At 41.1% G+C, this 22758-nt stretch carries 25 protein-coding genes and 2 pseudogenes; 26 read left to right on the top strand and 1 reads right to left on the bottom strand.

The features are described 5' to 3' along the window. Positions 1-18 precede the first annotated feature (18 nt). From rbr to ACTNDQ_RS10550, 7 genes and pseudogenes are all read left to right on the top strand, one after another. Positions 19-561, top strand: coding sequence for a rubrerythrin (gene rbr / locus ACTNDQ_RS10580; protein WP_441064588.1), 543 nt, complete (start codon positions 19-21; stop codon positions 559-561). Positions 562-567: 6 nt separating this feature from the next. Beyond that, positions 568-941, top strand: a pseudogene (locus ACTNDQ_RS10575) (desulfoferrodoxin family protein); the annotation flags it as partial. 96 nt (positions 942-1037) lie between these two features. After that, entirely contained in the window at positions 1038-1196 is a 159-nt protein-coding gene (locus tag ACTNDQ_RS10570) for a rubredoxin (RefSeq protein WP_117456460.1), read from the top strand. 154 nt (positions 1197-1350) lie between these two features. Beyond that, the gene (locus ACTNDQ_RS10565; RefSeq protein WP_441064580.1) at positions 1351-2097 is read left to right on the top strand and encodes an SDR family NAD(P)-dependent oxidoreductase; all 747 of its coding nucleotides are present in this window, start codon (positions 1351-1353) and stop codon (positions 2095-2097) included. A gap of 89 nt (positions 2098-2186) precedes the next feature. Beyond that, entirely contained in the window at positions 2187-2492 is a 306-nt protein-coding gene (trxA, locus tag ACTNDQ_RS10560; RefSeq protein ID WP_138344518.1) for a thioredoxin, read from the top strand. Positions 2493-2540: 48 nt separating this feature from the next. Continuing rightward, positions 2541-2828, top strand: coding sequence for a rhodanese-like domain-containing protein (locus ACTNDQ_RS10555; protein WP_441064587.1), 288 nt, complete (start codon positions 2541-2543; stop codon positions 2826-2828). Between the two features lies 1 nt (position 2829). Then, a complete protein-coding gene (locus tag ACTNDQ_RS10550; protein WP_441064579.1) occupies positions 2830-4521 on the top strand; it encodes an FAD-dependent oxidoreductase in 1692 nt (563 codons plus the stop codon). Between the two features lie 120 nt (positions 4522-4641). On the opposite strand, the gene ACTNDQ_RS10545 is transcribed toward ACTNDQ_RS10550, so the two are convergent. Further along, on the bottom strand, positions 4642-5325 hold the full coding sequence (locus ACTNDQ_RS10545; protein ID WP_441064578.1) for a Crp/Fnr family transcriptional regulator: 684 nt from the start codon (positions 5323-5325) through the stop codon (positions 4642-4644). Positions 5326-5491: 166 nt separating this feature from the next. Between ACTNDQ_RS10545 and ACTNDQ_RS10540 the strand changes: the two genes are divergently transcribed. The 19 genes and pseudogenes from ACTNDQ_RS10540 (at position 5492) to ACTNDQ_RS10450 (ending at position 22747) form a co-directional block, all read left to right on the top strand. Then, positions 5492-5815, top strand: a complete 324-nt coding sequence (locus ACTNDQ_RS10540; protein ID WP_005330449.1) for a thioredoxin family protein — start codon at positions 5492-5494, stop codon at positions 5813-5815. Positions 5816-5830: 15 nt separating this feature from the next. Then, the gene (gene trxB / locus ACTNDQ_RS10535) at positions 5831-6754 is read left to right on the top strand and encodes a thioredoxin-disulfide reductase (protein WP_005421617.1); all 924 of its coding nucleotides are present in this window, start codon (positions 5831-5833) and stop codon (positions 6752-6754) included. A 339-nt stretch (positions 6755-7093) separates the two neighbouring features. Next, positions 7094-7567, top strand: coding sequence for a sigma factor-like helix-turn-helix DNA-binding protein (locus ACTNDQ_RS10530; RefSeq protein ID WP_441064577.1), 474 nt, complete (start codon positions 7094-7096; stop codon positions 7565-7567). 242 nt (positions 7568-7809) lie between these two features. Continuing rightward, entirely contained in the window at positions 7810-7992 is a 183-nt protein-coding gene (locus tag ACTNDQ_RS10525; protein ID WP_349123182.1) for a hypothetical protein, read from the top strand. Between the two features lie 152 nt (positions 7993-8144). Further along, the gene (locus ACTNDQ_RS10520) at positions 8145-8510 is read left to right on the top strand and encodes a type II toxin-antitoxin system PemK/MazF family toxin (RefSeq protein WP_055053836.1); all 366 of its coding nucleotides are present in this window, start codon (positions 8145-8147) and stop codon (positions 8508-8510) included. A 56-nt stretch (positions 8511-8566) separates the two neighbouring features. Next, positions 8567-8833: a DUF6870 family protein gene (locus ACTNDQ_RS10515; RefSeq protein WP_118142741.1), complete on the top strand. Its 267-nt coding sequence runs from the start codon at positions 8567-8569 to the stop codon at positions 8831-8833. A gap of 138 nt (positions 8834-8971) precedes the next feature. Further along, complete coding sequence (locus ACTNDQ_RS10510; RefSeq protein ID WP_441064576.1) at positions 8972-10609, top strand: recombinase family protein; 1638 nt, start codon at positions 8972-8974, stop codon at positions 10607-10609. Then, a complete protein-coding gene (locus ACTNDQ_RS10505) occupies positions 10609-12339 on the top strand; it encodes a recombinase family protein (protein ID WP_288787609.1) in 1731 nt (576 codons plus the stop codon). The genes ACTNDQ_RS10510 and ACTNDQ_RS10505 overlap by 1 nt, the downstream gene beginning before the upstream one ends. Continuing rightward, the gene (locus ACTNDQ_RS10500; protein WP_441064575.1) at positions 12318-13925 is read left to right on the top strand and encodes a recombinase family protein; all 1608 of its coding nucleotides are present in this window, start codon (positions 12318-12320) and stop codon (positions 13923-13925) included. The genes ACTNDQ_RS10505 and ACTNDQ_RS10500 overlap by 22 nt, the downstream gene beginning before the upstream one ends. Positions 13926-13971: 46 nt before the next feature. Beyond that, positions 13972-14844: pseudogene (gene eno, locus ACTNDQ_RS10495) on the top strand (phosphopyruvate hydratase); the annotation flags it as partial. A 70-nt stretch (positions 14845-14914) separates the two neighbouring features. Continuing rightward, positions 14915-15148 carry a preprotein translocase subunit SecG gene (gene secG / locus ACTNDQ_RS10490; RefSeq protein ID WP_021652956.1) on the top strand — a complete coding sequence of 78 codons (234 nt, stop codon included), beginning with the start codon at positions 14915-14917 and terminating at the stop codon, positions 15146-15148. Positions 15149-15303: 155 nt separating this feature from the next. Further along, positions 15304-17595: a ribonuclease R gene (gene rnr, locus ACTNDQ_RS10485; protein ID WP_441064574.1), complete on the top strand. Its 2292-nt coding sequence runs from the start codon at positions 15304-15306 to the stop codon at positions 17593-17595. 11 nt (positions 17596-17606) lie between these two features. Then, positions 17607-18077 carry an SsrA-binding protein SmpB gene (gene smpB / locus ACTNDQ_RS10480; protein ID WP_021652954.1) on the top strand — a complete coding sequence of 157 codons (471 nt, stop codon included), beginning with the start codon at positions 17607-17609 and terminating at the stop codon, positions 18075-18077. 54 nt (positions 18078-18131) lie between these two features. Further along, a complete protein-coding gene (locus ACTNDQ_RS10475; protein WP_441064573.1) occupies positions 18132-18623 on the top strand; it encodes an acyl-CoA thioesterase in 492 nt (163 codons plus the stop codon). A 198-nt stretch (positions 18624-18821) separates the two neighbouring features. Beyond that, on the top strand, positions 18822-19868 hold the full coding sequence (locus ACTNDQ_RS10470; protein WP_441064572.1) for a hypothetical protein: 1047 nt from the start codon (positions 18822-18824) through the stop codon (positions 19866-19868). Between the two features lie 14 nt (positions 19869-19882). Continuing rightward, complete coding sequence (gene pyrH / locus ACTNDQ_RS10465) at positions 19883-20578, top strand: UMP kinase (protein ID WP_021976283.1); 696 nt, start codon at positions 19883-19885, stop codon at positions 20576-20578. A gap of 45 nt (positions 20579-20623) precedes the next feature. Next, the gene (gene frr, locus ACTNDQ_RS10460; RefSeq protein ID WP_278796955.1) at positions 20624-21175 is read left to right on the top strand and encodes a ribosome recycling factor; all 552 of its coding nucleotides are present in this window, start codon (positions 20624-20626) and stop codon (positions 21173-21175) included. Between the two features lie 66 nt (positions 21176-21241). After that, positions 21242-21949 carry an isoprenyl transferase gene (locus tag ACTNDQ_RS10455; protein ID WP_278796956.1) on the top strand — a complete coding sequence of 236 codons (708 nt, stop codon included), beginning with the start codon at positions 21242-21244 and terminating at the stop codon, positions 21947-21949. A 3-nt stretch (positions 21950-21952) separates the two neighbouring features. Further along, positions 21953-22747 carry a phosphatidate cytidylyltransferase gene (locus ACTNDQ_RS10450; protein ID WP_021652949.1) on the top strand — a complete coding sequence of 265 codons (795 nt, stop codon included), beginning with the start codon at positions 21953-21955 and terminating at the stop codon, positions 22745-22747. Positions 22748-22758 lie beyond the last annotated feature (11 nt).

The following is a 22758-nucleotide window of genomic DNA, read 5'->3' as shown; positions in this document are numbered from 1 at the left end:
AAAACGGAGGTAAAAGAGATGACAGCAAACAAATATGCAGGAACACAGACAGAGAAGAATTTACAGGAGGCATTTGCAGGGGAATCACAGGCAAGAAATAAGTATACCTATTTTGCTTCTGTAGCGAAAAAGGAAGGTTACGAGCAGATGTCAGCATTGTTTTTAAAGACTGCAGATAATGAGAAAGAACATGCAAAGATGTGGTTCAAGGAATTAGCAGGAATTGGTGATACAAAGGAAAACCTGGCGGCAGCGGCAGAAGGTGAAAATTATGAGTGGACAGATATGTATGATGGCTTTGCTAAAACAGCTGAGGAAGAAGGATTCCCTGAGCTTGCAGCAAAATTCAGGGCAGTAGGTGAGATTGAGAAGCACCATGAGGAAAGATATCGTGCACTTCTTAAGAATATCGAAACTTCACAGGTATTTGAAAAGAGCGAAGTTAAGGTATGGGAATGCCGTAACTGCGGACATATTGTAGTCGGAACAAAGGCTCCAGAGGTATGCCCGGTATGCAATCATCCGCAGAGTTATTTTGAAGTACGTGCAGAGAATTATTAAGGGAGAATAGACAAGGAAGTAAAATATTATGTATGTAAGCATTGTGGAAACATTATTGAAAAGGTAAAGACAAAGGTGTACCTGTAATTTGTTGTGGAGAGCCGATGCCGGAACTGAAAGCCGGAGTAACAGATGCCGCAGTTGAAAAGCATGTACCGGTATATACACTAGACGGTAATCTGGTTCATGTTGTTGGAGAAATCAAATATCCAATGCTTGAAGAACACTTTATTGAATGGATTACATTAAATACCAATCAGGGTGTTTATAGAAAACAGTTAAATCCAGGACAGGAGCCGGTTGCAGATTTCTGTCTTTGTGATGGAGAGCAGGTGGAGGAAGTATATGCATACTGCAATTTACATGGATTATGGAAATGTTATAATAAACTTTGTACATACGAATACTATAGAGTAATAAGGATACAAAAGCAAAATAGCTGTGAATGAACAATATTTTAAAAGGAGGATTCAATAATGAAATATGTATGTGATGTTTGCGGATGGGAGTATGACGAGGAGGTTGGATATCCGGAAGGTGGTATTGCACCAGGAACAAAGTGGGAGGATGTTCCGGAAGATTTTGAATGCCCATTATGTAATGTTGGAAAAGATCAGTTTTCAGAAGTTGAATAGAAACCTAATCTTGTTTTAAATACGGAGAGATAAACAAAAACCCTGGTGCGTGAGCAACAGGGTTTTTTATTGCGATATTATGTGATGATATCACAGAAAATAATCTACCATTTGCTTATAATGTAGCTAGAAATTACGTAAGGAGGTAGTCTAAATGAGATTAAAAGATAAAGTTGCAATCATTACGGGTGGAAGCCGTGGCATAGGGTTTTCTACAGCTGATAAATTCTTGAAGGAAGGTGCTACAGTTATATTGACAGCAAGTTCACAGGAATCGGCAGATACTGCTGTAGATAAATTAAAAGAAAAATATCCCAATGCAATAGTTGCTGGAATTAGTCCAAATCTTTCAAACATGGAGTCTGTCAGAAAGGCTTTTAAAGAGGCAACTGAAAAATATGGATGTGTCGATATACTGGTAAATAATGCAGGAATTTCAGAAAACACCTCATTTATGGATTATACAGAGGAGACTTTTGATAAAGTCATGGATCTAAATGTAAAAGGAGTATTTAATACTACTCGTGTAGCTGCAGAATGTATGGTGGCAAGAGGCAAGGGGGTCATTCTCTCAACTTCTTCCATGGTGAGTATTTCTGGACAGCCAAGTGGGTTTGCTTATCCTGCGTCCAAGTTTGCAGTAAACGGATTGACTGTATCATTAGCAAGAGAACTAGGACCTAAAGGTATTCGTGTTAATGCAGTTGCACCTGGGATTACAGAAACTGATATGATGAAGGCCGTGCCAAAGGAAGTTATCGAACCTATGATTGAAAGAATTCCATTGCGTCGTCTTGGACAGCCAGAAGATATTGCCAACGCATTTGTGTTTCTTGCTTCAGATGAAGCGAGTTATATTACAGGTGCTATACTAAGTGTAGATGGTATGGCAAGAAGTTAAGTTAATGTGGTATGGTGATGCCATCACAGAAAAGAAATAAAATTCAGATTATAATAAAGCCACAAAGAAATGATAGGGAGGATTATAAAATGACTGCAATTAATATCAATAAAAATAATTTTCAAAACGAAGTAATGAATTCTGATAAAACTGTCCTTTTGGATTTTTGGGCGCCTTGGTGTGCTCCTTGTCGTATGGTGGTTCCTATCATAGAGGAGATTGCAGGTGAACGCCCTGATATCAAAGTTGGTAAAATCAATGTGGATGAGCAGCCTGAACTGGCAAGTGAATTTAGTATTATGAGTATCCCAACTTTGGTGGTTATGAAGAATGGGAAGATCGTACAACAGGTTTCAGGTGCGAGACCTAAGAATGCAATTTTAGAAATGCTTTAAGGAGGAGGTGCACTAATGGGATTTTTTGATTTCCTTAAATAGGCGAATATTAACCAAGGGATAGAGGAATATAAAAGGACTGCTGGTGCAGTTCTGCTGGATGTACGTACTCCGCAGGAATATCAGGAAGGGCATATACCAGAAAGTAAAAATCTACCGTTACAACAACTTAACAATGTTGTTTCAGTAGTGAAGAATACAGAAATTCCACTGTTTGTATACTGTTATTTCGGAGCCCGAAGTCGTCAAGCAATAGGGTTGTTGCAACGAATGGGATATTCTAAAGTAAATAATATCGGTGGCATTGCAGCTTACTCAGGAAAGGTGGAAAAATAAGATGAAGGTAATAATTGTAGGAGGTGTAGCCGGAGGAGCTACAGCCGCAGCAAGAATACGCAGACTGAATGAACATGCTGAAATTACTGTGTTTGAAAGATCCGGATACATATCCTATGCAAATTGTGGACTTCCATATTATATTGGAGACGTGATCACAGACCCGGAAGAACTTACACTACAGACACCAGAGAGTTTTTTTAAACGCTTCCGTATTAACATGAAAATTCATCATGAAGTTATCTCCATACATCCGGAACGTAAAACGGTTTCAGTGAAAAATTTAGAGAATGGTGAGATATTTGAAGAAAAATATGATAAACTGATCCTCTCTCCAGGTGCAAAGCCAACACAGCCGAGACTTCCCGGAGTAGGTATTGATAAACTTTTTACACTTCGTACTGTAGAAGACACTTTTCGGATAAAGGAATATATAAATAAGAATCATCCAAAATCGGCTGTATTGGCAGGTGGCGGTTTTATTGGTCTGGAACTGGCAGAAAATTTGAGGGAGCTTGGCATGGATGTTACGATTGTCCAGCGGCCTAAGCAGCTGATGAACCCTTTTGACCCGGATATGGCATCTATGATCCATAATGAAATGAGAAAGCATGGGATAAAACTGGTACTGGGCTATACAGTAGAAGGATTTAAAGAAAAAGACAACGGAGTGGAGGTCCTGTTGAAAGATAATCTATCCCTTCAGGCTGATATGGTAGTTCTGGCAATCGGAGTCACACCAGACACAGTATTAGCAAAAGAAGCCGGTCTGGAACTTGGCATCAAGGAAAGTATTGTAGTGAATGACAGAATGGAAACCTCTGTACCGGATATTTATGCTGCAGGTGATGCAGTTCAGGTAAAACATTATGTTACGGGTAATGATGCGCTGATTTCTTTGGCAGGACCAGCCAATAAACAGGGCAGAATCATCGCTGATAATATTTGTGGCGGTGATAGTCGTTACCTGGGCAGTCAGGGAAGCTCCGTTATAAAAGTGTTTGATATGACAGCAGCCACTACAGGTATCAATGAAACCAATGCCAAAAAGTCAGGATTAGAGGTAGATACAGTAATTCTTTCTCCTATGAGTCATGCCGGTTACTATCCTGGTGGAAAAGTGATGACCATGAAGGTGGTTTTTGAAAAAGAGACCTATCGTTTGCTTGGCGCTCAGATTATTGGATATGAAGGAGTTGATAAACGTATTGATGTGCTGGCAACAGCAATTCATGCAGGGCTGAAGGCAACCCAGCTGAAGGATTTGGATCTCGCATATGCACCGCCTTATTCCTCTGCCAAGGATCCTGTAAATATGGCAGGATTTATGATAGACAATATAGCAAAAGGTACCTTAAAACAATGGCATCTGGAAGATATGGATAAGATTTCTAGAGATAAAAGTGTTGTGTTGCTGGATGTGAGAACTGTAGGTGAATTTAACAGGGGGCATATGGATGGATTCAAAAACATTCCTGTAGATGAACTAAGGGAACGTATCAATGAAATTGAGAAGGGAAAGCCTGTTTACCTGATATGCCAGAGTGGGCTGCGAAGTTATATTGCCAGTCGTATTCTGGAAGGAAATGGATATGAAACATACAACTTCTCCGGCGGATTCCGCTTCTATGATGCAGTTGTCAATGACCGTGCGCTGATTGAAAAGGCATATGCATGTGGTATGGATTATTAAAAATAATCATAATATTTTTATAATTTTCTCGTAATATAAAAAGATCCCCCATTTATTAGAATGACTTTCATAATTCTGATAAATGGAGGATTCTTTTTTATATGTTACAGAAAAACAATTTTATGACCTTTGGAGTGTTTCCAGTCTTTTTGGATCAAGGATTGTGATTTTGCCGCGGGAGAGTTTGACGAGACCCTCGCCTTGAAAGTATCGAAGCATTCGAGTGATAACTTCCCTGTGGGAACCAAGATGATTAGCAATCGTCTCATGAGTGATTTTCAGCTCGTTTGTTCCTTCGATAGAGGTCTCTTCTAAAAGAAATGAAGCAACACGCTTATCCAAACTCTTCCACATGATTTGTTCAATCAGCCACATGACATCAGAAAAACGGGTGGCTATTAACTCATTGGTATAGTTTGCGACGGGAGCAGATTCCTTCATAATGCCCTTATAGATTTCAGCAGGGATGATCCAAAGATCAGTATCTTTTTCTGCTTCAATGGTTACTTCAAATTGAATGGAGCGTATGATACATGAGGCGGATAAAAGACACATATCCATATCAAACAGACGGTAAAGTGTAATCTCTCGTCCTTCATCTGAAAGTATGTAGGTTCGAAGCTGCCCGGATTTAACCAGTAATAATCCAGTGCAATCCAGGTTTCCATTGTGAATGATTGTCCCTTTTTTTACATGCTGTGTGATTAAATTGTCTGAAAATTTTTTTTTCTGTGTTGTATTTAAGTCATTCCATAGTGGAAAACAATTTTCGAAGTTCATAACCGTTATCTCCTTTACGAACATAGTATACTTGCTTTTTTTAGATGCGTCAATTATATAACTGGCATATGCCATAAATAGAAATAAAAAGAAGTGTAATAAAGTAAATTATCTTTTCTGTGATATCATCACTGAAGTAAGACTTTTTATGAGGTATATTAAGTTCAAACAGGAGAAGAAGTTGAAAAATATGACATCAATAAATATAAATAAAGAAAAGTTTGGACAATTAATTCATAAAGAAAAACCGGTTTTGGTTGATTTCTGGGCACCTTGGTGTGGTTATTGCCGTAGAATTGGAGCGGCTTATGAAAAAATAAGTGAAGAATACAGCGATATTCTTATTGCTGGAAAAGTAAATATTGATGAAGAACCACAGATTGCAGAAGCTGAAAAGATTGAGATAATTCCTACGCTGGTTTTATATCGAGATGGAAAGGCAATAGATTCTATTGTTGCACCTGAATCAAAAATAATGATAGAGAATTTTATTAATGAAGCATTGGAAAAATAAAAGGAGGACTGCTGTATGAATGAAAATCATGTTTACGATATGATTATCGTGGGGGGAGGACCTGGAGGGTATACTTCAGCATTATACGCAGCCAGAGCAGGATTTGATACAATTGTTTTAGAAAAATTATCTGCAGGTGGTCAGATGTCATTGACCTGGCAGATTGATAACTATCCTGGTTTTGAAAATGGAATTGACGGATTTTCATTGGCAGAGAAAATGCAAAAACAGGCGGAAAAATTTGGCGCTAAAAGTGAATATGCTGAAGTTTTTAATATGGATTTAACAGGAAAGCTTAAGAGAGTAGAAACTAGTTCGGGAATTTATATTGGGAAAACAGTAGTGATTGCTACTGGAGCAAATCCAAGAGAACTTGGTCTCGCTAAAGAAAAAGAATTGATAGGTCATGGGGTTGCTTATTGTGCCTCCTGTGATGGTATGTTTTATAAAGATAAGATCGTGGTGGTTGTTGGTGGTGGAAATTCTGCTGTATCAGATGCTGTTCTTTTAAGTCGAATTGCTAAGAAAGTCATCATTGTTCATCGAAGAGATACATTACGTGCAACGAAAATCTACCATGACCAGCTGATGAAAACTGAAAATATAGAGTTTCGATGGAACAATACAGTAAATGAACTGATTTATGGAGAACGATTGACTGGTGTGCGGTTGAAGGATACAGTTACAGGAGAAGAAAACATTATAGAATGTGACGGCCTGTTTGTGAGTATAGGAAGAAAACCGACAACAGATTTTTTAGATAATCAGATAGAACTGGATAATAAAGGATATATTGTGGCAGGTGAAAACACTGAAACGAGTATTCCGGGTGTTTATGCTGTAGGAGATGTCAGAACAAAGTTACTTCGTCAGATAGTAACAGCAGTGGCAGATGGTGCTATGGCAGTACATATGGCAGAAGAGTATGTGGAGAAATAATAATCAGAATTTGAATAGTGAACTTTTTATACTGAAATATGTACGATTTCAATAATGACATGAACTTATGGGAACGTATTGCGGATACTTTGTGAACTTTATCCTGATACAATGATTATGCTGATGAAAGAAGGCATAGATAACTGAATACAAGAAAGAGACGAAAGCCTCAGTAGTTAAGAAAAAACTACTGGGGCTTTTTTTCGTGCCTGAATTTTTCAGCCAATAACTGCGGGCGTATCCCGGCAGGATAAAGGCGGAGCAGGCATGATTCTAAACAGAGGTCCGCCTTCTGGATTTGAAACGAGCAACAAGATTTCAAATTCAGGAGGAACGGACATGTATATTGAACACCTATATTTTTATGAAGGAAAGTATTACGCAAATATTGATGGAGAAATGATCGAGGTTACAAAAGAAGTTGCGTATGCGATGAACAATTTTTACAGAAGCAGCAAGGCAAAAAAAGTTGAGATCAAGAACGAACTGGGTGAGGTCGTGGATAAGATGCTGCGGGAGGTACCTTACAGCGGTCAGTCCATTGATGGAGAAGTCTTCATAATTGAGGATTTTCCAGATCTGAACTGTGATGTGGAGCACTGTGTACTGACAAAAATGGAACAGCAGGATATTCACAAAGTGATCAATCAGCTGAACTCAGAGGAACGCATGATTATTTATGGCATTTTCTTTGAAAACAAGACACAGACACAGATGGCGGAGATTATGGGGATTTCCAGACAGATGTTGTCATACAAGCTGAAATCCACTCTTAATAGGATGCGTGAAATGTATATGAATAAATTTTTTTAAAAATTTTTCAAAATCTTTTGCATCTGCCAAAGTCATTTGACTTTAGTAATTAGAAGAAGTTAAAGGACTTCCTAAAATGAACCATAATAACTGAATATTCAATAATAACTGATGTGACATTTCATACAGTGAGCACGAGGAAGATGCCGCTATAGGATTATAAGACAAAACAAAGATTTTAGTTCAGTCCGTAATGCTGCGAAAAAGCACTGACCGAAGCCAGCTGGCAGGCTGGTGATGCGATGACATGTATGAGATGCGATACACTTGCAGACCCTGAGAAGTCTGTAACTGGTAAACCTATGAACTGCTGGAGCCTGGAAACGAGAGTTTCCGGGTTGTGGTCCGGAGCGTGCATCCGGGCAGGTTATTATTCCCTTCCTGCATATGCGGGAGTAACGATTCGGGGTATCGAGGATAAATAGAATCGAGCGAGCACTGTTTAATAATCAAATTGGCTATAGAGGTTATGCGGCAGAGCTTCCTTATAGGAAAGAAACTCTGCCGTATTCCTGTGGAGCCAATATAGCGCTATGGATGCTTTACAAATAAAAATAACAGATTGGAGAGAGGACAAATGACAATCCGAAGAGGAGATATCTTATGGGCAGATCTCGGTATGTTCCCGACAACTTCGGTTCAGGGTGGAGTAAGACCGGTGATCGTAGTGAGCAATAATAAAGCCAATACATACAGTTCAGTCATAACGGTAGTTCCGCTGACATCAAGAATTTATAAGAAACGGTATTTGCCAACGCATGTATTTATCAGCAAATATGATATGACGGGAATCCGAAAAGGAAGCCTGGCACTGGCTGAACAGGTTATGAGCATTTCTACGAAATGTATTATTGAGAAATGCGGAAGAGTGAACAAGTGGAGCCTGGATCGGGTACTGAAAGCAGTACGGATTCAGATGGGAATGGAAGAGAAGACTACATAGCTGTTACGAATATTTATTTTCGATAATGGTAACTATAGGAAAAGGAGGCGATGTCCATGACAGCAGTTGAAAGATTAGAAGCGTTGAAAACGGTTGATATCAAAGAGATTGACCGTGATAGTTTGCCAAAGTACAAGGATTTGATTTCAGAGTTGGATAGCAGAAAAAGCAATAAGATGGAAGTGCTGCTTAATCACTCTGATAACCCGTATGTATATGAAGATATGGGCTATGTCGTAAAAAGTGTTTTTAATGCAGCAGCTTCCCTTTCCTATATAGACTGTACAAAACAGCTTGTAGCAAAGAAAGCTGGATTGGCATAAGGGAATAACTGGAACAACAAAAATTCATATTCACACAGAAGACGAAGTGTGCTATAATGCTAACAGGACTAAATTTGAATAGAGCACTTCTATTTAAGGGTTCTGTTTTGGCAGAATCTTTGGATAGGAGTATTTTTTATGCAAAAAAATATCTGGATAGCAGCCAAGTACCTTCGTCTCAGTATTGAGGACGGAGATAAGGCTGAAAGTGAATCTATTGTAAATCAGTCAATTTTGATTGATAATTATATGAAATCGACGTCTGATATTACTATTGTTGAGACATTTAAAGATGATGGTTTTTCAGGTACAGATTTTAAACGACCTGGTTTTCAGGCAATGCTCAAAGCAATTGAAAATAAGGAAATCAACTGTATCATTGTAAAAGACTTGTCTCGATTTGGTAGAGAGCATATAGATGTAGATCGGTATATTCAAAAAGTGTTCCCACAACTGGGGGTACGCTTTATAGCAATCAACGATAATTATGATTCTGAAACAGCAAATATTACAGATACACATCTTGTGTTACCGGTAAAATCATTTGTCAATGACACGTATTGCAGACAGAATTCTCAAAAAGTAAGGAGCCACTTGAGTGCAAAAAGAAATATTGGAGAATATGTGGGAAATTACGTGTCATATGGGTATAAAAAGTGTGATACTGATAAAAGTCAGATAGAAATTGATCCGGTTGCTGCAAAGCATGTAAGAGATATTTTTAACTGGAAGATGGAGGGCATGAGCAATCAGCTGATTGCAGATAAACTGAATGAACTGGGAGTTCTTGCACCGGCTGATTACAAACGTGCGACCGGAGTAAACTTCAAATCGTCATTTCAGACACATCTGACATCCAGGTGGTCAGCAGTAGCAATTATCCGTATTTTAAAGAATCCAATCTACTACGGGGTGCTTCAACAGGGAAAATCCCAAAGAATTAACTATAAAGTTAAGGTGCAGAGGGCATTACCAAAGGAAGAATGGGTGATTTTTGAAAATCATCATGAAGGCATCGTTACAAAAGAAGAATATGAAACAGTTCAGATGTTACTTGCAAAGGATACCAGGATAGCACCCGGAGAAACCAGACTTTATTTGTTTGGTGGGTTATTATCCTGTGGAGACTGTGGAGGTAATCTGATCCGGCGAACCAACAGTTATAAAGGAGAAAAGACAGTTTTTTATATCTGTTCTTCTTACAATAAAAAGAAGGATCAATGCTCCAGACATAGCATCAGAGAAGATGTGCTGATTCAGCTGGTGATGGATTCTTTGAAAATGTACAGTAAGATGACGGATGCCATACGAAGTGCCGTAGAGTATTTGAAAGAGAATTCTTTGGATACACAGACGTTGATACAGCATGATGACCAGATACTTGAATTACGAAACAAAGTCAATAAATATTATAAGTTGTTACATTCATTATCGGGAAATCTTGCGTCAGGAGTTATTTCTAGGGAAGATTACGCTTTGCTTAGAGAACGGTATCAGACAGAAATTAAAAGTCTGGAAAGCAATATTGAAAAGCAGGAAGAGTATATGGAAGATCTCCTTGAAAATAAACTGCTGTGCGAAGAATGGGTGAACACATTTCTTGAGAAACCGTCGCTGGGAGATCTTGACAGGGATATGCTTCTTCAGTATGTGGAAAAAATAAATGTATTTGAAGGAAAAAAAATAGAAATTGTTTACCGATTCCAAGACGAGCTGGTAACAGCTGCAAGACTGGCAGAACAGATTGGAAAAACAAAACAGGAGGTGGCTGTATAATGGCAAGAACAAGAAATCGCCAGATGAAACAGGCTGAAGCAATCGTACAGGCATCACCGCAGAAAATCTGGAAAGCCGGTATTTATACCAGAATATCAGTAGATATCAACGGTGAGAAGAGAGAATTGCTGGAGACACAGAAACTAATCGCTCTTTCTTACGCAGAATCTCATCCGGATATTGAAGTTGTAAAGTTTTATAAGGATGACGGTATATCAGGTACAAAATTTGATCGAGATGATTTTGTGAGAATGCTTGGTGACATCAAATCAAAAGAAATAAATACGGTCATAGTAAAGGATTTATCACGATTTGGTCGAGATTTGGAAGAAGTATCAAAATACCTGGAAAAAATATTTCCATTTATGCAGGTGCGCTTTATATCAGTCAATGATAATTATGACAGTATCAGTCCAGAATGCGACAATCAGATGCTGGGAATCATGATATCAAATCTTGCAAATGATATGTATGCAAAAGATGCATCAGTAAAGATGACAAGTGCTATGAAAATTAAGATGGAGTCAGGTGAATATTGTGGTGGAGATGCTCCTTATGGGTATAAGAGAGCTAGAGATGAAAAAGGGAGATCTACTACTGTTCCCGATCTTTTAACTGCACCGTATGTAGTAGAAATATTTGAAAAACTTGCTGCAGGGCAGTCATATTTGAAAATTTCGAGAGAGTTTAATACGATGTTACTGGCTTCGCCAAGGGTATACGCAAGAACTGGGAAGTTATTCTTGGATAGAATTGACGAAACAGATATGCATTGGCAATCATCTGTAATTAAACAGATTGCGGAAAATAGGCACTATTTGGGAAATACGTATTCACATAAAACAAGAACCTCACTTCTTACAAAAGAAAAAAATGTAATGCTGGATAAAGAAGAATGGATTGAACATGTGAATACCCATAAGGCTATAGTGAGTGCTGAATTATTTGAAAAAGTACAAAATGTAATCAAATTAAAGCAGGAGAAAGCATTGCCAAAAAAAGATCTGTCGAATATGCAGACTCATGGAAAACAAGATAATAAGTATGTTGGATTGATATACTGTGGTGACTGTGGTGCTAATATGGTTCGGAGATATTATTACAGCGAAAAGAATGGTGTTTTGTATTACAATTATTATTTCATTTGTGGTAATTATGCAAAAATTTCCAAGGAAAAATATAACTGCAATCGCTGGAAAGAAGAAGTAATTGATGAACTGGTGTATCGGGCACTCATCATGCAGCTAAAAACAGTATGTGAATTGAAAACGCAACTGAAACGCTTTAATGATGAATATTTTGAGACATTCAAAAAATATTTGAACAGGGAACAGAGTAAGATTGTTCAGGTCAATAAAAGGAACGAAGCAAGACGATTTGAATTATATGAGCAATATGTTTCGGGAGAGATTGATACGGATGCATATAATCGTATGACAGAAAGAATAACTGTGATCGAAAAAGATCTGGTTACAAGACAGAAAGAAATTGAGAAGAGTAGAAAAATTACAGAGAAATTGTGTAAAAAGAACTTCTCGTGGCTTGCTGAATTCAGTAAAGGAAAGAATTTGGAATTCCTTACAAAAGATGTTGTCCGCTCTTATATAAAGAAAATCTCTTTATATGAAGATAAACGTATAGAAATCGAATTTAAATTTCAAGATGAAATACAGGCGTTATCAGAAATTTTAGAGGAGGGGGTGATCAGATGTCAGATGGTAAGTGCATAGTAAAGTATTTAAGATTATCTCTGGAAGATGAGGATATGCTGGATGAATCCAATAGTATTACCAATCAGAGAATTGTGATTGGGCAATACATAGCCAGTAAACAGGAGTTCAAAAATGCAGAAGTGTTAGAATTCAAAGATGATGGCTATAGTGGAACAAATTTCGAACGCCCAGGATTCCAAAGTATGATGGAATTAGTAAGGGACGGACAAGTCAGCACAATTATAGTGAAAGATCTCTCACGATTCGGCAGGAATCATATAGAGGTTGACACATATCTGGAGCAGATTTTTCCATTTCTGAATGTGAGATTTATAGCAATCAATGATAATGTTGATAGTATGAAATATGAATCTGGTATGCCGGGAATAGATGTTGGTTTCAGAAATATTATTAACGAACATCATAGCATTGATACTTCCGTTAAAGTAAAAAAGACTTTGTTACAGCGTCAGAAAGCAGGAAAGTATATGGGTGCCAGAGCACCATATGGATACTTGAAGCCTGATGAAGATGTGACGAGTCTCGTGATTAATCCGGAAACGGCACCTGTTGTGAGGATGATATTTCAGAAATATCTTGAGGGAATGAATATCACTCAGCTGGCACGTTATCTGAATGAGCAGAAAATTATGAGTCCGGGTCAATATAAAAGAGAAGTTCTGAAAACTGGTGTAAAGAAAACAACAGAAAAATATATCTGGTATCCGGTAACTGTAAGACTGATACTGATGACAGAAACGTATACGGGAACTACGATTGGCGGTAAATGGAAAGTTGCTTCAGTAGGAAGTAATAAGCATTTGAAAACAAAAGAAGAAGACTGGATCGTGGTTGAAGGTACCCATGAAGCGATTGTTTCTAAAGAAACATTTGATGCTGTACAGAAAAAGTTGGAATTAAATTCCAGAAAAAAGAGCAAAACTCACAATAATAATTATCCGCTGAAAGGATTGGTAAAATGTGGGGGATGCGGTCAGAAGCTACAGCATGTAACCAGATGCAATCCGCACTTTAAGTGCCCAAGGAAATTTAATACGGCAAATAAAGATTGTGTAACAGACAATTTATATGATGACGAGTTCAATGAGATGATTTTCAGGGCGATAAAGCTGTTTGCAAAGATCAGTGATGATGCTGAACCGGTACTCGAATTACAGAAAGCAGAATTAAAATCAAAAGTGAATGAAGCTGCAAAGAATATTCGAAACTCCAAAGACAGTATTAGCAGATACAAGCACCAGAAAACGGAACTATATATGCGATATGCAATGGAAAAAATCTCAGAAGAAGAGTTCACCAGAAAAAATGACAGGCTGGATAAACAAATTGAGAAAGAGACCTTAGCGATAGCACAAATAGAGATAGAACAGAGTGAAGCGACTGAACGGTTATTTGAACTACCACCAGATGGCAGGCAGTGTCTGACAGATTTGATTGAAGGAAATGAGCAATTAACCAGAGAGATAGCAGTAACTTTTATTCGTGGTATCAAGGTATATAATGATAAGCGAATAGAAATTGAATGGAATTTTGCTGATGAACTGGTAAAGTATGTAGAACAGGTGCAGAAAATTTGCAGTTAAAGAGATACTGGACAAATTACAAAAATTTTGTGTCATTAGCTTGACACAAGGGGGAAAGCATGCGGACAATACGGTAGATCTTCAGGAGTTTATGATCATGCCAACTGGAGCTGACTGCCTGGAAAAGGGTATCCGCATGTGTGCGGAAGTCTACCAGCACTTAAAGCTTCTTCTCCGGGAAAAAGGACTCTCCACAGCGGTTGGAGATGAAGGCGGCTTTGCTCCGGATCTTTCTGATTCGGAGGAAGTGCTTACCCTGATCGTCCATGCCATAGAAAAAGCAGGATATAAACCAGGAGAGGAGATCACTATTGCCATTGATGCAGCCTCCAGTGAGCTTTATGATGAGGAAAAGGGTGTGTACTTTTTCCCTGGGGAGAGCCGCATGAAAGGAGAAAAGATCTACCGGGATGCCGGTGAGATGACAGAGTATTATGAAAAACTGGTGGAAAAATTTCCCATTGTTTCCATTGAAGACGGTCTCTGGGAGGATGACTGGGAAGGCTGGAAATATCTGACGGAACACCTGGGGAAAAAGATCCAGCTGGTAGGCGACGATCTGTTTGTCACCAATATCAAACGGCTTCACTGTGGCATCGGACTTGATGTTGCCAATGCTATCCTTATTAAAGTAAACCAGATCGGAACTCTCACGGAAACTCTGGATGCGGTGGAGATGGCTCAGCATGCCGGGTATCGTGCAGTGATCTCTCACAGGTCCGGGGAAACAGAGGATTCCTTTATCGCAGATCTTGCAGTTGCCTGTGGGGCGGGACAGATCAAAACAGGCGCACCCTGCCGTTCGGATCGGAACGCCAAGTATAACCAGCTTCTGCGGATCCACGAACAGCTCGGAGCTCTTGGAAGATATAAAGATCCTTTTGCAAAAAAATCTCAGAAAAAGCCCTGCATAAAATAAACGGAAAATGGTTGAAATCCCGGTTTAGCTATGGTAAAATAACCTCTAGTTGATTAGGAGGTGTAACCGCGTGAACATTTTGAAGATTATTCTGACTGTAATTTATGCAATAGATTGTATTGCTCTGACTGTTGTCGTACTGATGCAGGAGGGCAAGCAGCAGGGTCTTGGCTCTATCGCCGGAGTAGCTGATACTTACTGGGGTAAGAATAAGGGCCGTTCCATGGAAGGTGGTCTTGTAAGAGGTACCATTATCATGGGAGTTATTTTCTTTGTACTGTCAATCGTACTGAACATTATCTGATCTGCCAGGGGCAGAACAGAAGTTGGTAACACTCTTGCTGCGTTAGCATGCAGAAGAAACTCGGATGGGGACTTCTTTTGTTAATCAGCAGGAGTGTTTTTGCGTTGATACAGGAGCACGGGTGAGCCTTCCTCCGGAATGATAACAGGGTAAAAATGAAATATAAATATGAAACAGGAGAAAATGTGAAAAGATCGAAAAATTTTGAAAAAAGAAAAAAATTTATAATGGAGCTTCTGGGAGATCCGCTGTATAAGCCCATGCGCCTGCGTGAGATCGCATCTCTTCTTCAGCTGGATAAGAGTGAGAAAAAAGAGCTTTTTGACGTGCTGGACGAGCTTTGCGCCCAGGGCAAGGCTGAAGTAGATAATAAAGGAAGATACAGCAAGGTTTCCGGCAAGCGCAGAGACAGACGAAAGAATAAAGAAGCTCTGAAGGCAGAAAAGCCGGAGCGTGGCCGTAAGGGAAGAGAACGCAGAGAGAAGGATCATGAGGAATATCGTTTCTCCGAGAAGGACGGAACCCTCATGGAGGGAACTTTTATTGGCCATTACAAGGGCTTTGGCTTTGTGGAAGTGGAGGATCAGGAACAGGATATTTTTATTCCGGAAAATGACACGGGAAGCGCCATGCATCAGGATAAGGTGCAGATCCTTGTACGGAACGGACATAAAGAGGGAAAACGTCAGGAAGGCGTTGTGCTGAAGGTTCTGGAAAGGGGAATGCCTTCGATCGTGGGAACATACCAGAGCAGCCGTGATTATGGCTTTGTGATCAGTGATAACCCCCAATTTTCCAAAGATATCTTTGTTTCCAGAAAAAACTCCATGGGAGCAAAGGACGGAGACAAGGTAGTTGCAGAGATCACAGATTACGGCTCCAGAAACCGGAAGCCGGAGGGAAAGATCACAGAAGTACTGGGCAACTTACGTTCACCTGGAACAGATATCCTTGCTATTGTGAAGAGCTTTAACATACCAAGTGTATTTCCTGACAAAGTACTTCGTCAGGCTGACCGTGTGCCGGATCATGTACAGGAAGCGGATCTGGATGGAAGACTGGATCTCAGAAATCTTGTTACAGTTACCATTGACGGTGAGGATGCAAAGGATCTGGATGATGCCATTTCCCTGACAAAGGAAGATGGAATCTACCATCTGGGTGTGCACATCGCAGACGTGAGCAACTATGTTCAGGGCGGCAGTGCCCTTGACAGAGAGGCACTGAAGCGCGGAACTTCCGTCTATCTTGCAGACCGTGTCATTCCCATGCTCCCGGAGCGGCTTTCCAACGGTATCTGTTCTCTGAACCAGGGACAGGACCGTCTGACCTTAAGCTGTCTGATGGATGTTAATGAAAAAGGAAAGGTGATTTCCCATAAGATCGCAGAAACCGTGATCCGTGTAGATGAGCGTATGTGTTACACAGATGTGAAAAATATTCTGGAAGATACTGATGAGGTGGCGAAGAAACGCTATGAAGCTCTGATCCCCATGTTTTTCCTGATGAAAGAGCTTTCCGGGATCCTGCGCAGCCGCCGTCATACAAGAGGTTCCATTGATTTTGATTTTCCGGAAAGTAAGATCATCCTGAATGCGGCAGGAAGAGCTATTGATGTGCAGCCTTATGAAGCCAATGTGGCAACCAGGATCATTGAAGATTTTATGCTTCTTGCCAATGAAACCGTGGCACAGGAATACTGCACCGGAGATTATCCCTTTGTATACAGAACGCATGAAAATCCGGATCCGGAAAAGATTGAAAGTCTTCTGATGCTTCTTCATAATGAAGGAGTCAACATACAGAAATCCGGACAGGAGATCACGCCTGGTGAGATCCAGGAGATCCTGGAAAGTATTGAGGGAATGCCCAATGAGGCACAGATCAGCCGCCTGACCTTGCGTACCATGAAACAGGCAAAATATACTACGGAATGCAGCGGACATTTCGGACTTGCAGCGAAGTATTACTGCCACTTTACTTCTCCGATCCGAAGATATCCGGATCTTCAGATCCACAGGATCATCCATGACCGTCTGAGAGGCAGACTGGTAAGGGAAGGACGTACCGAGCATTACAAGGAGATCCTGGATGAAGTGGCACGCCAGTCCAGTGTGTGCGAACGGCGTGCAGACGAAGCAGAAAGAGAATCCGATAAGCTGAAGAAAGCAGAGTATATGTCCTATCATCTCGGAGAGGAGTATGAGGGGATCATTTCCGGCGTTACAGGATGGGGACTTTATGTGGAGCTTCCGAATACCGTGGAAGGACTGATCCATATCAATACATTACGAGATGACTATTATGTATTTGACCAGGATGCATATGAACTGCGGGGAGACATGACAGGAAAGATCTTCCGTCTTGGGCAGAAGGTCCGTATCCGTGTGGCAGATGCGGATAAAATGCTGAAAACCGTGGATTTTGTCCTGGCTGAGGAAGACTGAGGGAGCGCGAAATGGCAAAAAAAACAGGAATGAAACTGATCGCAAATAATAAAAAGGCTTTTCATGATTATTTTATCGAGGATACTTATGAGGCCGGGATCGCACTTGCAGGAACCGAGGTGAAATCCTTACGTTCCGGTAAATGCAGCATCAAGGAGGCCTTTGTCCGTGTGGAAAACGGAGAAGTTTATGTATATGGAATGCATATCACTCCTTATGAGAAAGGAAACATTTTTAACAAAGATCCTCTTCGTGTGCGTAAGCTTTTGCTGCATCGCTACGAGATCAATAAGATCGAAGCTAAATTAAAGGAAAAAGGATTGACTTTGGTACCACTGAAGGTTTATTTCAAGGACAGCCTGGTAAAAATAGAGATTGGCATGGCACGTGGTAAAAAGCTTTATGACAAGCGCCAGGATATTGCAAAGAAGGATCAGAGAAGAGAAGCGGAGCGAGACTTTAAAGTAAAAAATCTTTATTGATCGGCTGGTTTCAACTGAAAAAGTAAAAGTATGATAAAATGCGGGGAATGAGAAATGACAGAGGTACAGGATAGACGTAAAAAAACGGTAGAAGCATCGATGACGGAGCAGGTTCATCTGATCATGCAGCAGCATCTGAACGGAGGCGGAAGACTTTTTGGTGGAGCGCTGATGCAGTGGCTGGATGAGGTTGCCGGAGTGGTAGCTATGCGTCATGCGGAGACATATCGGGTGGTAACTGCGGCAGTGGACAATCTTCAGTTCAAGCATGCAATCTATGAGGGAGAGATCGTAGTACTTAAGGGATATGTGACTTATGTGGGAAGAACTTCCATGGAGGTCGAGATCGATACGTATGTGGAACAGCCGGATGGCATGCGTCATACTGTAAACCGGGCATTTTTTGTGATGGTGGCTGTAGATGAAGACCAGAAACCGATCCAGGTGCCGGAACTGCTCATTACCACAGAAGCGGAAAAAGCCCGGAATGAAGCTGCGAAAATGCGCCGTGATATGCGCAGACAGCGAAGGGAAAACGGGTTCTGACATCAGCTGTTCCAAATGTCTCGGGTTTTCTGTGACCTTCGCTCACAAAAAACACCTCGCGGAATATTACCAGTGAACAGTAACTCTAAAGATTCTGTGAAATTCAGAACGGTCAGGTTGACAAGAAAGTGATACTCTGTAATAATAGAAAAGGAAAACCTGACAGCGAATAGGACCATTTTATATGGAGGAGATATAATGAAAAAACGTTATTTGATTCTTGCCGGAATTCTTGCAGCGAGCATGCTTGCAGCCGGTTGCGGAAAGAAGAACTCTGTGGCACCGGAGCAGAAGGTGGAGGCAACGGCAACCCCGACGGTAACGGAAGCTGCGAAAACGGATGTGGTGGAGATGCAGACCTCTATGGATGAAACAGCAAATATCAAGAACGTAATGGGAACCAAGAGTGAGACCACTACCAGTATTGTATTTACCAATAAGATGAACTCCACGATTTCTGCAATTTATGTCCGTCCTACCAGAGATGATGGCGATGACAGTGATGAGACCTGGGGAAGCGATCTTGTAAATGGTAAATTCACACTGGCTTCCAACGACAAGGCTGTTTATTATATGGAGAAGAGCCAGAAGGACGATAACGGAGATACAGCAACAAGCTTTGATGTAAGGATCACATTTTCTGACGAAGAGCAGAATGAATGTTTCTTCCGCCAGCTGCCGCTTCTGACGATCTCACAGCTGAGTCTTTGTATGGATGGTGAGGGTGAAGACGGAATCCCATATGCTACATATCTGGCGAGCGGAAGCACCAAGGAGGTGTCTACCCTGAAGGATGTAAAGGCAAGGCTTGGCATTGAGGATGACAGTGAGGATGACAGTGAGGAAAGTGATTCCAGTGACAGTACAGATTCTTCAGATAGTACGGCTGTGACTCCGACTCCGGAGAGTTCTGATGATAATGGAGACAGTACAGACAGCAGTTCGTCCGGCAGTTCGGACTCCACATCCACACCGGATCCAACATCTGCACCAGCTTCCTCTGATTCTTCCGATGCACCGGATCCTACGGAAGCACCATCCGGCGAGGATGATCCGGCATCTGTAGCAGCAAGATATATCGGTCAGTCCATGTCTGAGCTTGAGAATGCATGCGGCAGCCCAAATGGCAGTGATTATGAGGACGAGCCTGAGTCCGGTAAGACAGGTTATTATTATTATGATACGTTTACGGTATCCACAACTTTTGACGATGACGGCAATGAAGTTGTATCCGGCGTATGGTAAAGGAGAATAAACATATGAAAAGAGTGTTACTGAAATTAAGCGGAGAGGCTCTTGCAGGAGAGCAGAAGAGAGGATTTGATGAAGCAACTGTTACAGAGGTTGCCAAACAGATCAAGACGATCGTGGATGAAGGACTTCAGGTTGGTATCGTGATCGGAGGTGGAAACTTCTGGAGAGGACGTACCAGCGGAGCCATGGACAGAAGCAAGGCGGATCAGATCGGCATGCTTGCTACTATCATGAACTGTATCTATGTGTCTGACATCTGCAGATATGTGGGACTTAAGACAGAGGTGTTTACCCCGTTTGTATGTGGTGCATTTACCACACTTTATTCCAAGGATGCTGTAGAAGAGAGCTTCGCAGAAGGAAAGGTTGTATTCTTTGCAGGTGGTACCGGCCATCCGTATTTCTCTACAGATACAGCTACTGTACTTCGTGCTGTTGAGATCGGCGCAGATGCCATTCTTCTTGCCAAGGCTGTTGACGGAATCTATGACAGTGATCCGAAGGTAAATCCGGATGCCAAGAAGTATGATGAGATTTCCATCGATGAAGTAGTTGCAAAGAAGCTGGCAGCTATGGATCTTACCGCTTCCATCATGTGTATGGAGCAGAAGATGCCGATGCTGGTATTCGGTCTTGATGAAAAGGACAGCATTGTCAATACCGTACATGGCAAGTTCTCCGGAACAAAGGTGACCGTGTGATCAAAAGGGAATAATAAAAAATAACCATACAGGGAGATATGTGAAATGGATGAGAGAATTCAGGTATACGAAACAAAAATGGGAAAAACACTGAATGCTTTGGAGAGTGAGCTGACAACCATCAGAGCCGGCCGTGCAAACCCGCATATTCTTGACAAACTTACCGTAGATTATTATGGAGCACCGACTCCGCTCCAGCAGGTTGCAAACATTTCTGTACCGGAGGCACGTATAATCCAGATCCAGCCGTGGGAATCCAGCATGATCAAAGCGATCGAGAAAGCGATCCTTTGCTCTGATCTGGGATTAAACCCGAGCAACGATGGAAAAATGATCCGTCTTGTTTTCCCGGAGCTTACCGAGGAGCGTCGTAAAGAGCTGGTGAAGGATGTTAAGAAAAAAGGCGAGGGTGCCAAGGTTGCAGTAAGAAATATCCGTCGTGATGCCAACGATGCATTTAAGAAACTTGCAAAACAGGATGTTTCTGAGGATGAGATCAAAGAGCTTGAGGATCAGATCCAGAAACTTACAGATAAGTACATCAAGGAAGTTGACAAGGCGATCGAGAACAAGTCTAAAGAGATTCTGACTGTATAATTGTAAGAAATACGAGGATAGAGAGGGCTTCTTTGAAGAAGCTCTCTTTCTGTATGGAGGAGATTTATGAACGTACCAAATCATATCGCGATCATTCTGGACGGAAACGGACGTTGGGCAAAGGAACGAGGAATGCCGAGAACCTACGGACATGTAAAGGGATGCGCCAATCTTGAAAACATTTGTTATGATATCAAAGACCTTGGGGTGAAATATCTTACGGTTTACGCTTTTTCCACAGAAAACTGGAAACGCTCCAGAGAAGAAGTGGAAGCACTGATGAAACTGTTCCGCGGTTATCTTAAGAAATGTATCAAGATTTCCAAGAAAAATAATATGAAGATGAAAGTCATCGGAGATATTACTGCCTTTGCACCGGATATCCAGCAGAGTGTCCGGGAACTGGAGGAATATTCCAAAGATTTTGACGGTATTTATTTTCAGCTGGCATTAAATTACGGAAGCCGTGATGAGATCCGCCGTGGAATGCAGAAGATGGCACAGGATGTAAAAGACGGAAAAGTTGAGCCGGATGGCATTACAGAAGATACGATTGAGAGCTATCTGGATACTGCAGGTGTACCGGATCCGGATCTTTTGATCCGCACAAGCGGTGAGCAGCGACTTTCCAATTTCCTGCTTTGGCAGCTTGCCTATTCCGAGTTTTATTTTACACCGGTTGCATGGCCGGATTTCAATAAAGAAGAGCTGATCAAAGCCATCGAGAAATACAATCAGAGAGACAGACGCTACGGTGGCGTCAAGGAGGAGTAGATCATGTTTAAGACAAGACTGATAAGTGGTATCGTCCTTGTCATTATTGCCCTGGCAACTATCATTTCCGGAAGCTGGATCTTATTTTTTACACTTCTGGCTGTTTCACTGATCGGAATGAGAGAGCTTTACAAGGTAATGAAGGTAAGCGATGAGCATGTTACCGTGCTGGAACTTGTAGGATATCTTGGAGCAGTGCTTTATTATATTGCCATGAAAGCTGATTTTGGAAATTACGGAACAATGGCGATCATCATCAGTATGATCCTGATTCTGTTTGTTTATGTATTCGGTTATCCGAAATACCATGCAGAACAGGTGATGGCAGCATTTTTCGGAGTTGTATATGTTGCTGTGATGCTTTCCTTTATCTATCTTACCAGAAGCCTTCCGGACGGAAAATTCCTGGTATGGCTGATATTCCTGTGCTCCTGGGGATGTGACACCTGTGCTTACTGTGTGGGAATGCTTATCGGAAAGCATAAAATGGCGCCGGTTTTAAGCCCGAAGAAATCCATCGAGGGAGCTGTAGGAGGCGTTGCGGGAGCGGCGCTTCTTGGAGTGATCTATGCAGCAGCAACACAGGGAAAAATGGCTGAGTATGCCTTGATCTGCGCAGTTGGAGCTCTGATCTCCATGGTGGGTGATCTGGCTGCATCTGCGATCAAAAGAAACCAGAACATCAAGGACTATGGAAAGCTGATCCCGGGCCATGGAGGAATCCTGGACCGTTTTGACAGTGTGATCATCACAGCCCCTGTTATTTACTATCTTGCAAAAACGATTCTTGGAATTTAGGAGACATTAGA

Origin of the sequence: Blautia massiliensis (ex Liu et al. 2021) (assembly GCF_052064225.1) — a bacterium.
In the GTDB taxonomy this organism is placed as follows: domain Bacteria; phylum Bacillota; class Clostridia; order Lachnospirales; family Lachnospiraceae; genus Blautia_A; species Blautia_A fusiformis.
Note: the sequence above shows the minus strand (reverse complement) of the source record. Positions and strands in the feature narration are given on the sequence as shown.

Excerpts from the sequence above, each read along its gene's own strand:
- rbr (WP_441064588.1), top strand. The coding sequence starts at position 19 with ATGACAGCAAACAAATATGCAGGAACACAGACAGAGAAGAATTTACAG.
- ACTNDQ_RS10570 (WP_117456460.1), top strand. The coding sequence starts at position 1,038 with ATGAAATATGTATGTGATGTTTGCGGATGGGAGTATGACGAGGAGGTT.
- ACTNDQ_RS10565 (WP_441064580.1), top strand. The coding sequence starts at position 1,351 with ATGAGATTAAAAGATAAAGTTGCAATCATTACGGGTGGAAGCCGTGGC.
- trxA (WP_138344518.1), top strand. The coding sequence starts at position 2,187 with ATGACTGCAATTAATATCAATAAAAATAATTTTCAAAACGAAGTAATG.
- ACTNDQ_RS10550 (WP_441064579.1), top strand. The coding sequence starts at position 2,830 with ATGAAGGTAATAATTGTAGGAGGTGTAGCCGGAGGAGCTACAGCCGCA.
- ACTNDQ_RS10545 (WP_441064578.1), bottom strand. The coding sequence starts at position 5,325 with ATGTTCGTAAAGGAGATAACGGTTATGAACTTCGAAAATTGTTTTCCA.
- ACTNDQ_RS10540 (WP_005330449.1), top strand. The coding sequence starts at position 5,492 with ATGACATCAATAAATATAAATAAAGAAAAGTTTGGACAATTAATTCAT.
- trxB (WP_005421617.1), top strand. The coding sequence starts at position 5,831 with ATGAATGAAAATCATGTTTACGATATGATTATCGTGGGGGGAGGACCT.
- ACTNDQ_RS10530 (WP_441064577.1), top strand. The coding sequence starts at position 7,094 with ATGTATATTGAACACCTATATTTTTATGAAGGAAAGTATTACGCAAAT.
- ACTNDQ_RS10525 (WP_349123182.1), top strand. The coding sequence starts at position 7,810 with ATGACATGTATGAGATGCGATACACTTGCAGACCCTGAGAAGTCTGTA.
- ACTNDQ_RS10520 (WP_055053836.1), top strand. The coding sequence starts at position 8,145 with ATGACAATCCGAAGAGGAGATATCTTATGGGCAGATCTCGGTATGTTC.
- ACTNDQ_RS10515 (WP_118142741.1), top strand. The coding sequence starts at position 8,567 with ATGACAGCAGTTGAAAGATTAGAAGCGTTGAAAACGGTTGATATCAAA.
- ACTNDQ_RS10510 (WP_441064576.1), top strand. The coding sequence starts at position 8,972 with ATGCAAAAAAATATCTGGATAGCAGCCAAGTACCTTCGTCTCAGTATT.
- ACTNDQ_RS10505 (WP_288787609.1), top strand. The coding sequence starts at position 10,609 with ATGGCAAGAACAAGAAATCGCCAGATGAAACAGGCTGAAGCAATCGTA.
- ACTNDQ_RS10500 (WP_441064575.1), top strand. The coding sequence starts at position 12,318 with ATGTCAGATGGTAAGTGCATAGTAAAGTATTTAAGATTATCTCTGGAA.
- rnr (WP_441064574.1), top strand. The coding sequence starts at position 15,304 with ATGAAATATAAATATGAAACAGGAGAAAATGTGAAAAGATCGAAAAAT.
- smpB (WP_021652954.1), top strand. The coding sequence starts at position 17,607 with ATGGCAAAAAAAACAGGAATGAAACTGATCGCAAATAATAAAAAGGCT.
- ACTNDQ_RS10475 (WP_441064573.1), top strand. The coding sequence starts at position 18,132 with ATGACAGAGGTACAGGATAGACGTAAAAAAACGGTAGAAGCATCGATG.
- ACTNDQ_RS10470 (WP_441064572.1), top strand. The coding sequence starts at position 18,822 with ATGAAAAAACGTTATTTGATTCTTGCCGGAATTCTTGCAGCGAGCATG.
- pyrH (WP_021976283.1), top strand. The coding sequence starts at position 19,883 with ATGAAAAGAGTGTTACTGAAATTAAGCGGAGAGGCTCTTGCAGGAGAG.
- frr (WP_278796955.1), top strand. The coding sequence starts at position 20,624 with ATGGATGAGAGAATTCAGGTATACGAAACAAAAATGGGAAAAACACTG.
- ACTNDQ_RS10455 (WP_278796956.1), top strand. The coding sequence starts at position 21,242 with ATGAACGTACCAAATCATATCGCGATCATTCTGGACGGAAACGGACGT.
- ACTNDQ_RS10450 (WP_021652949.1), top strand. The coding sequence starts at position 21,953 with ATGTTTAAGACAAGACTGATAAGTGGTATCGTCCTTGTCATTATTGCC.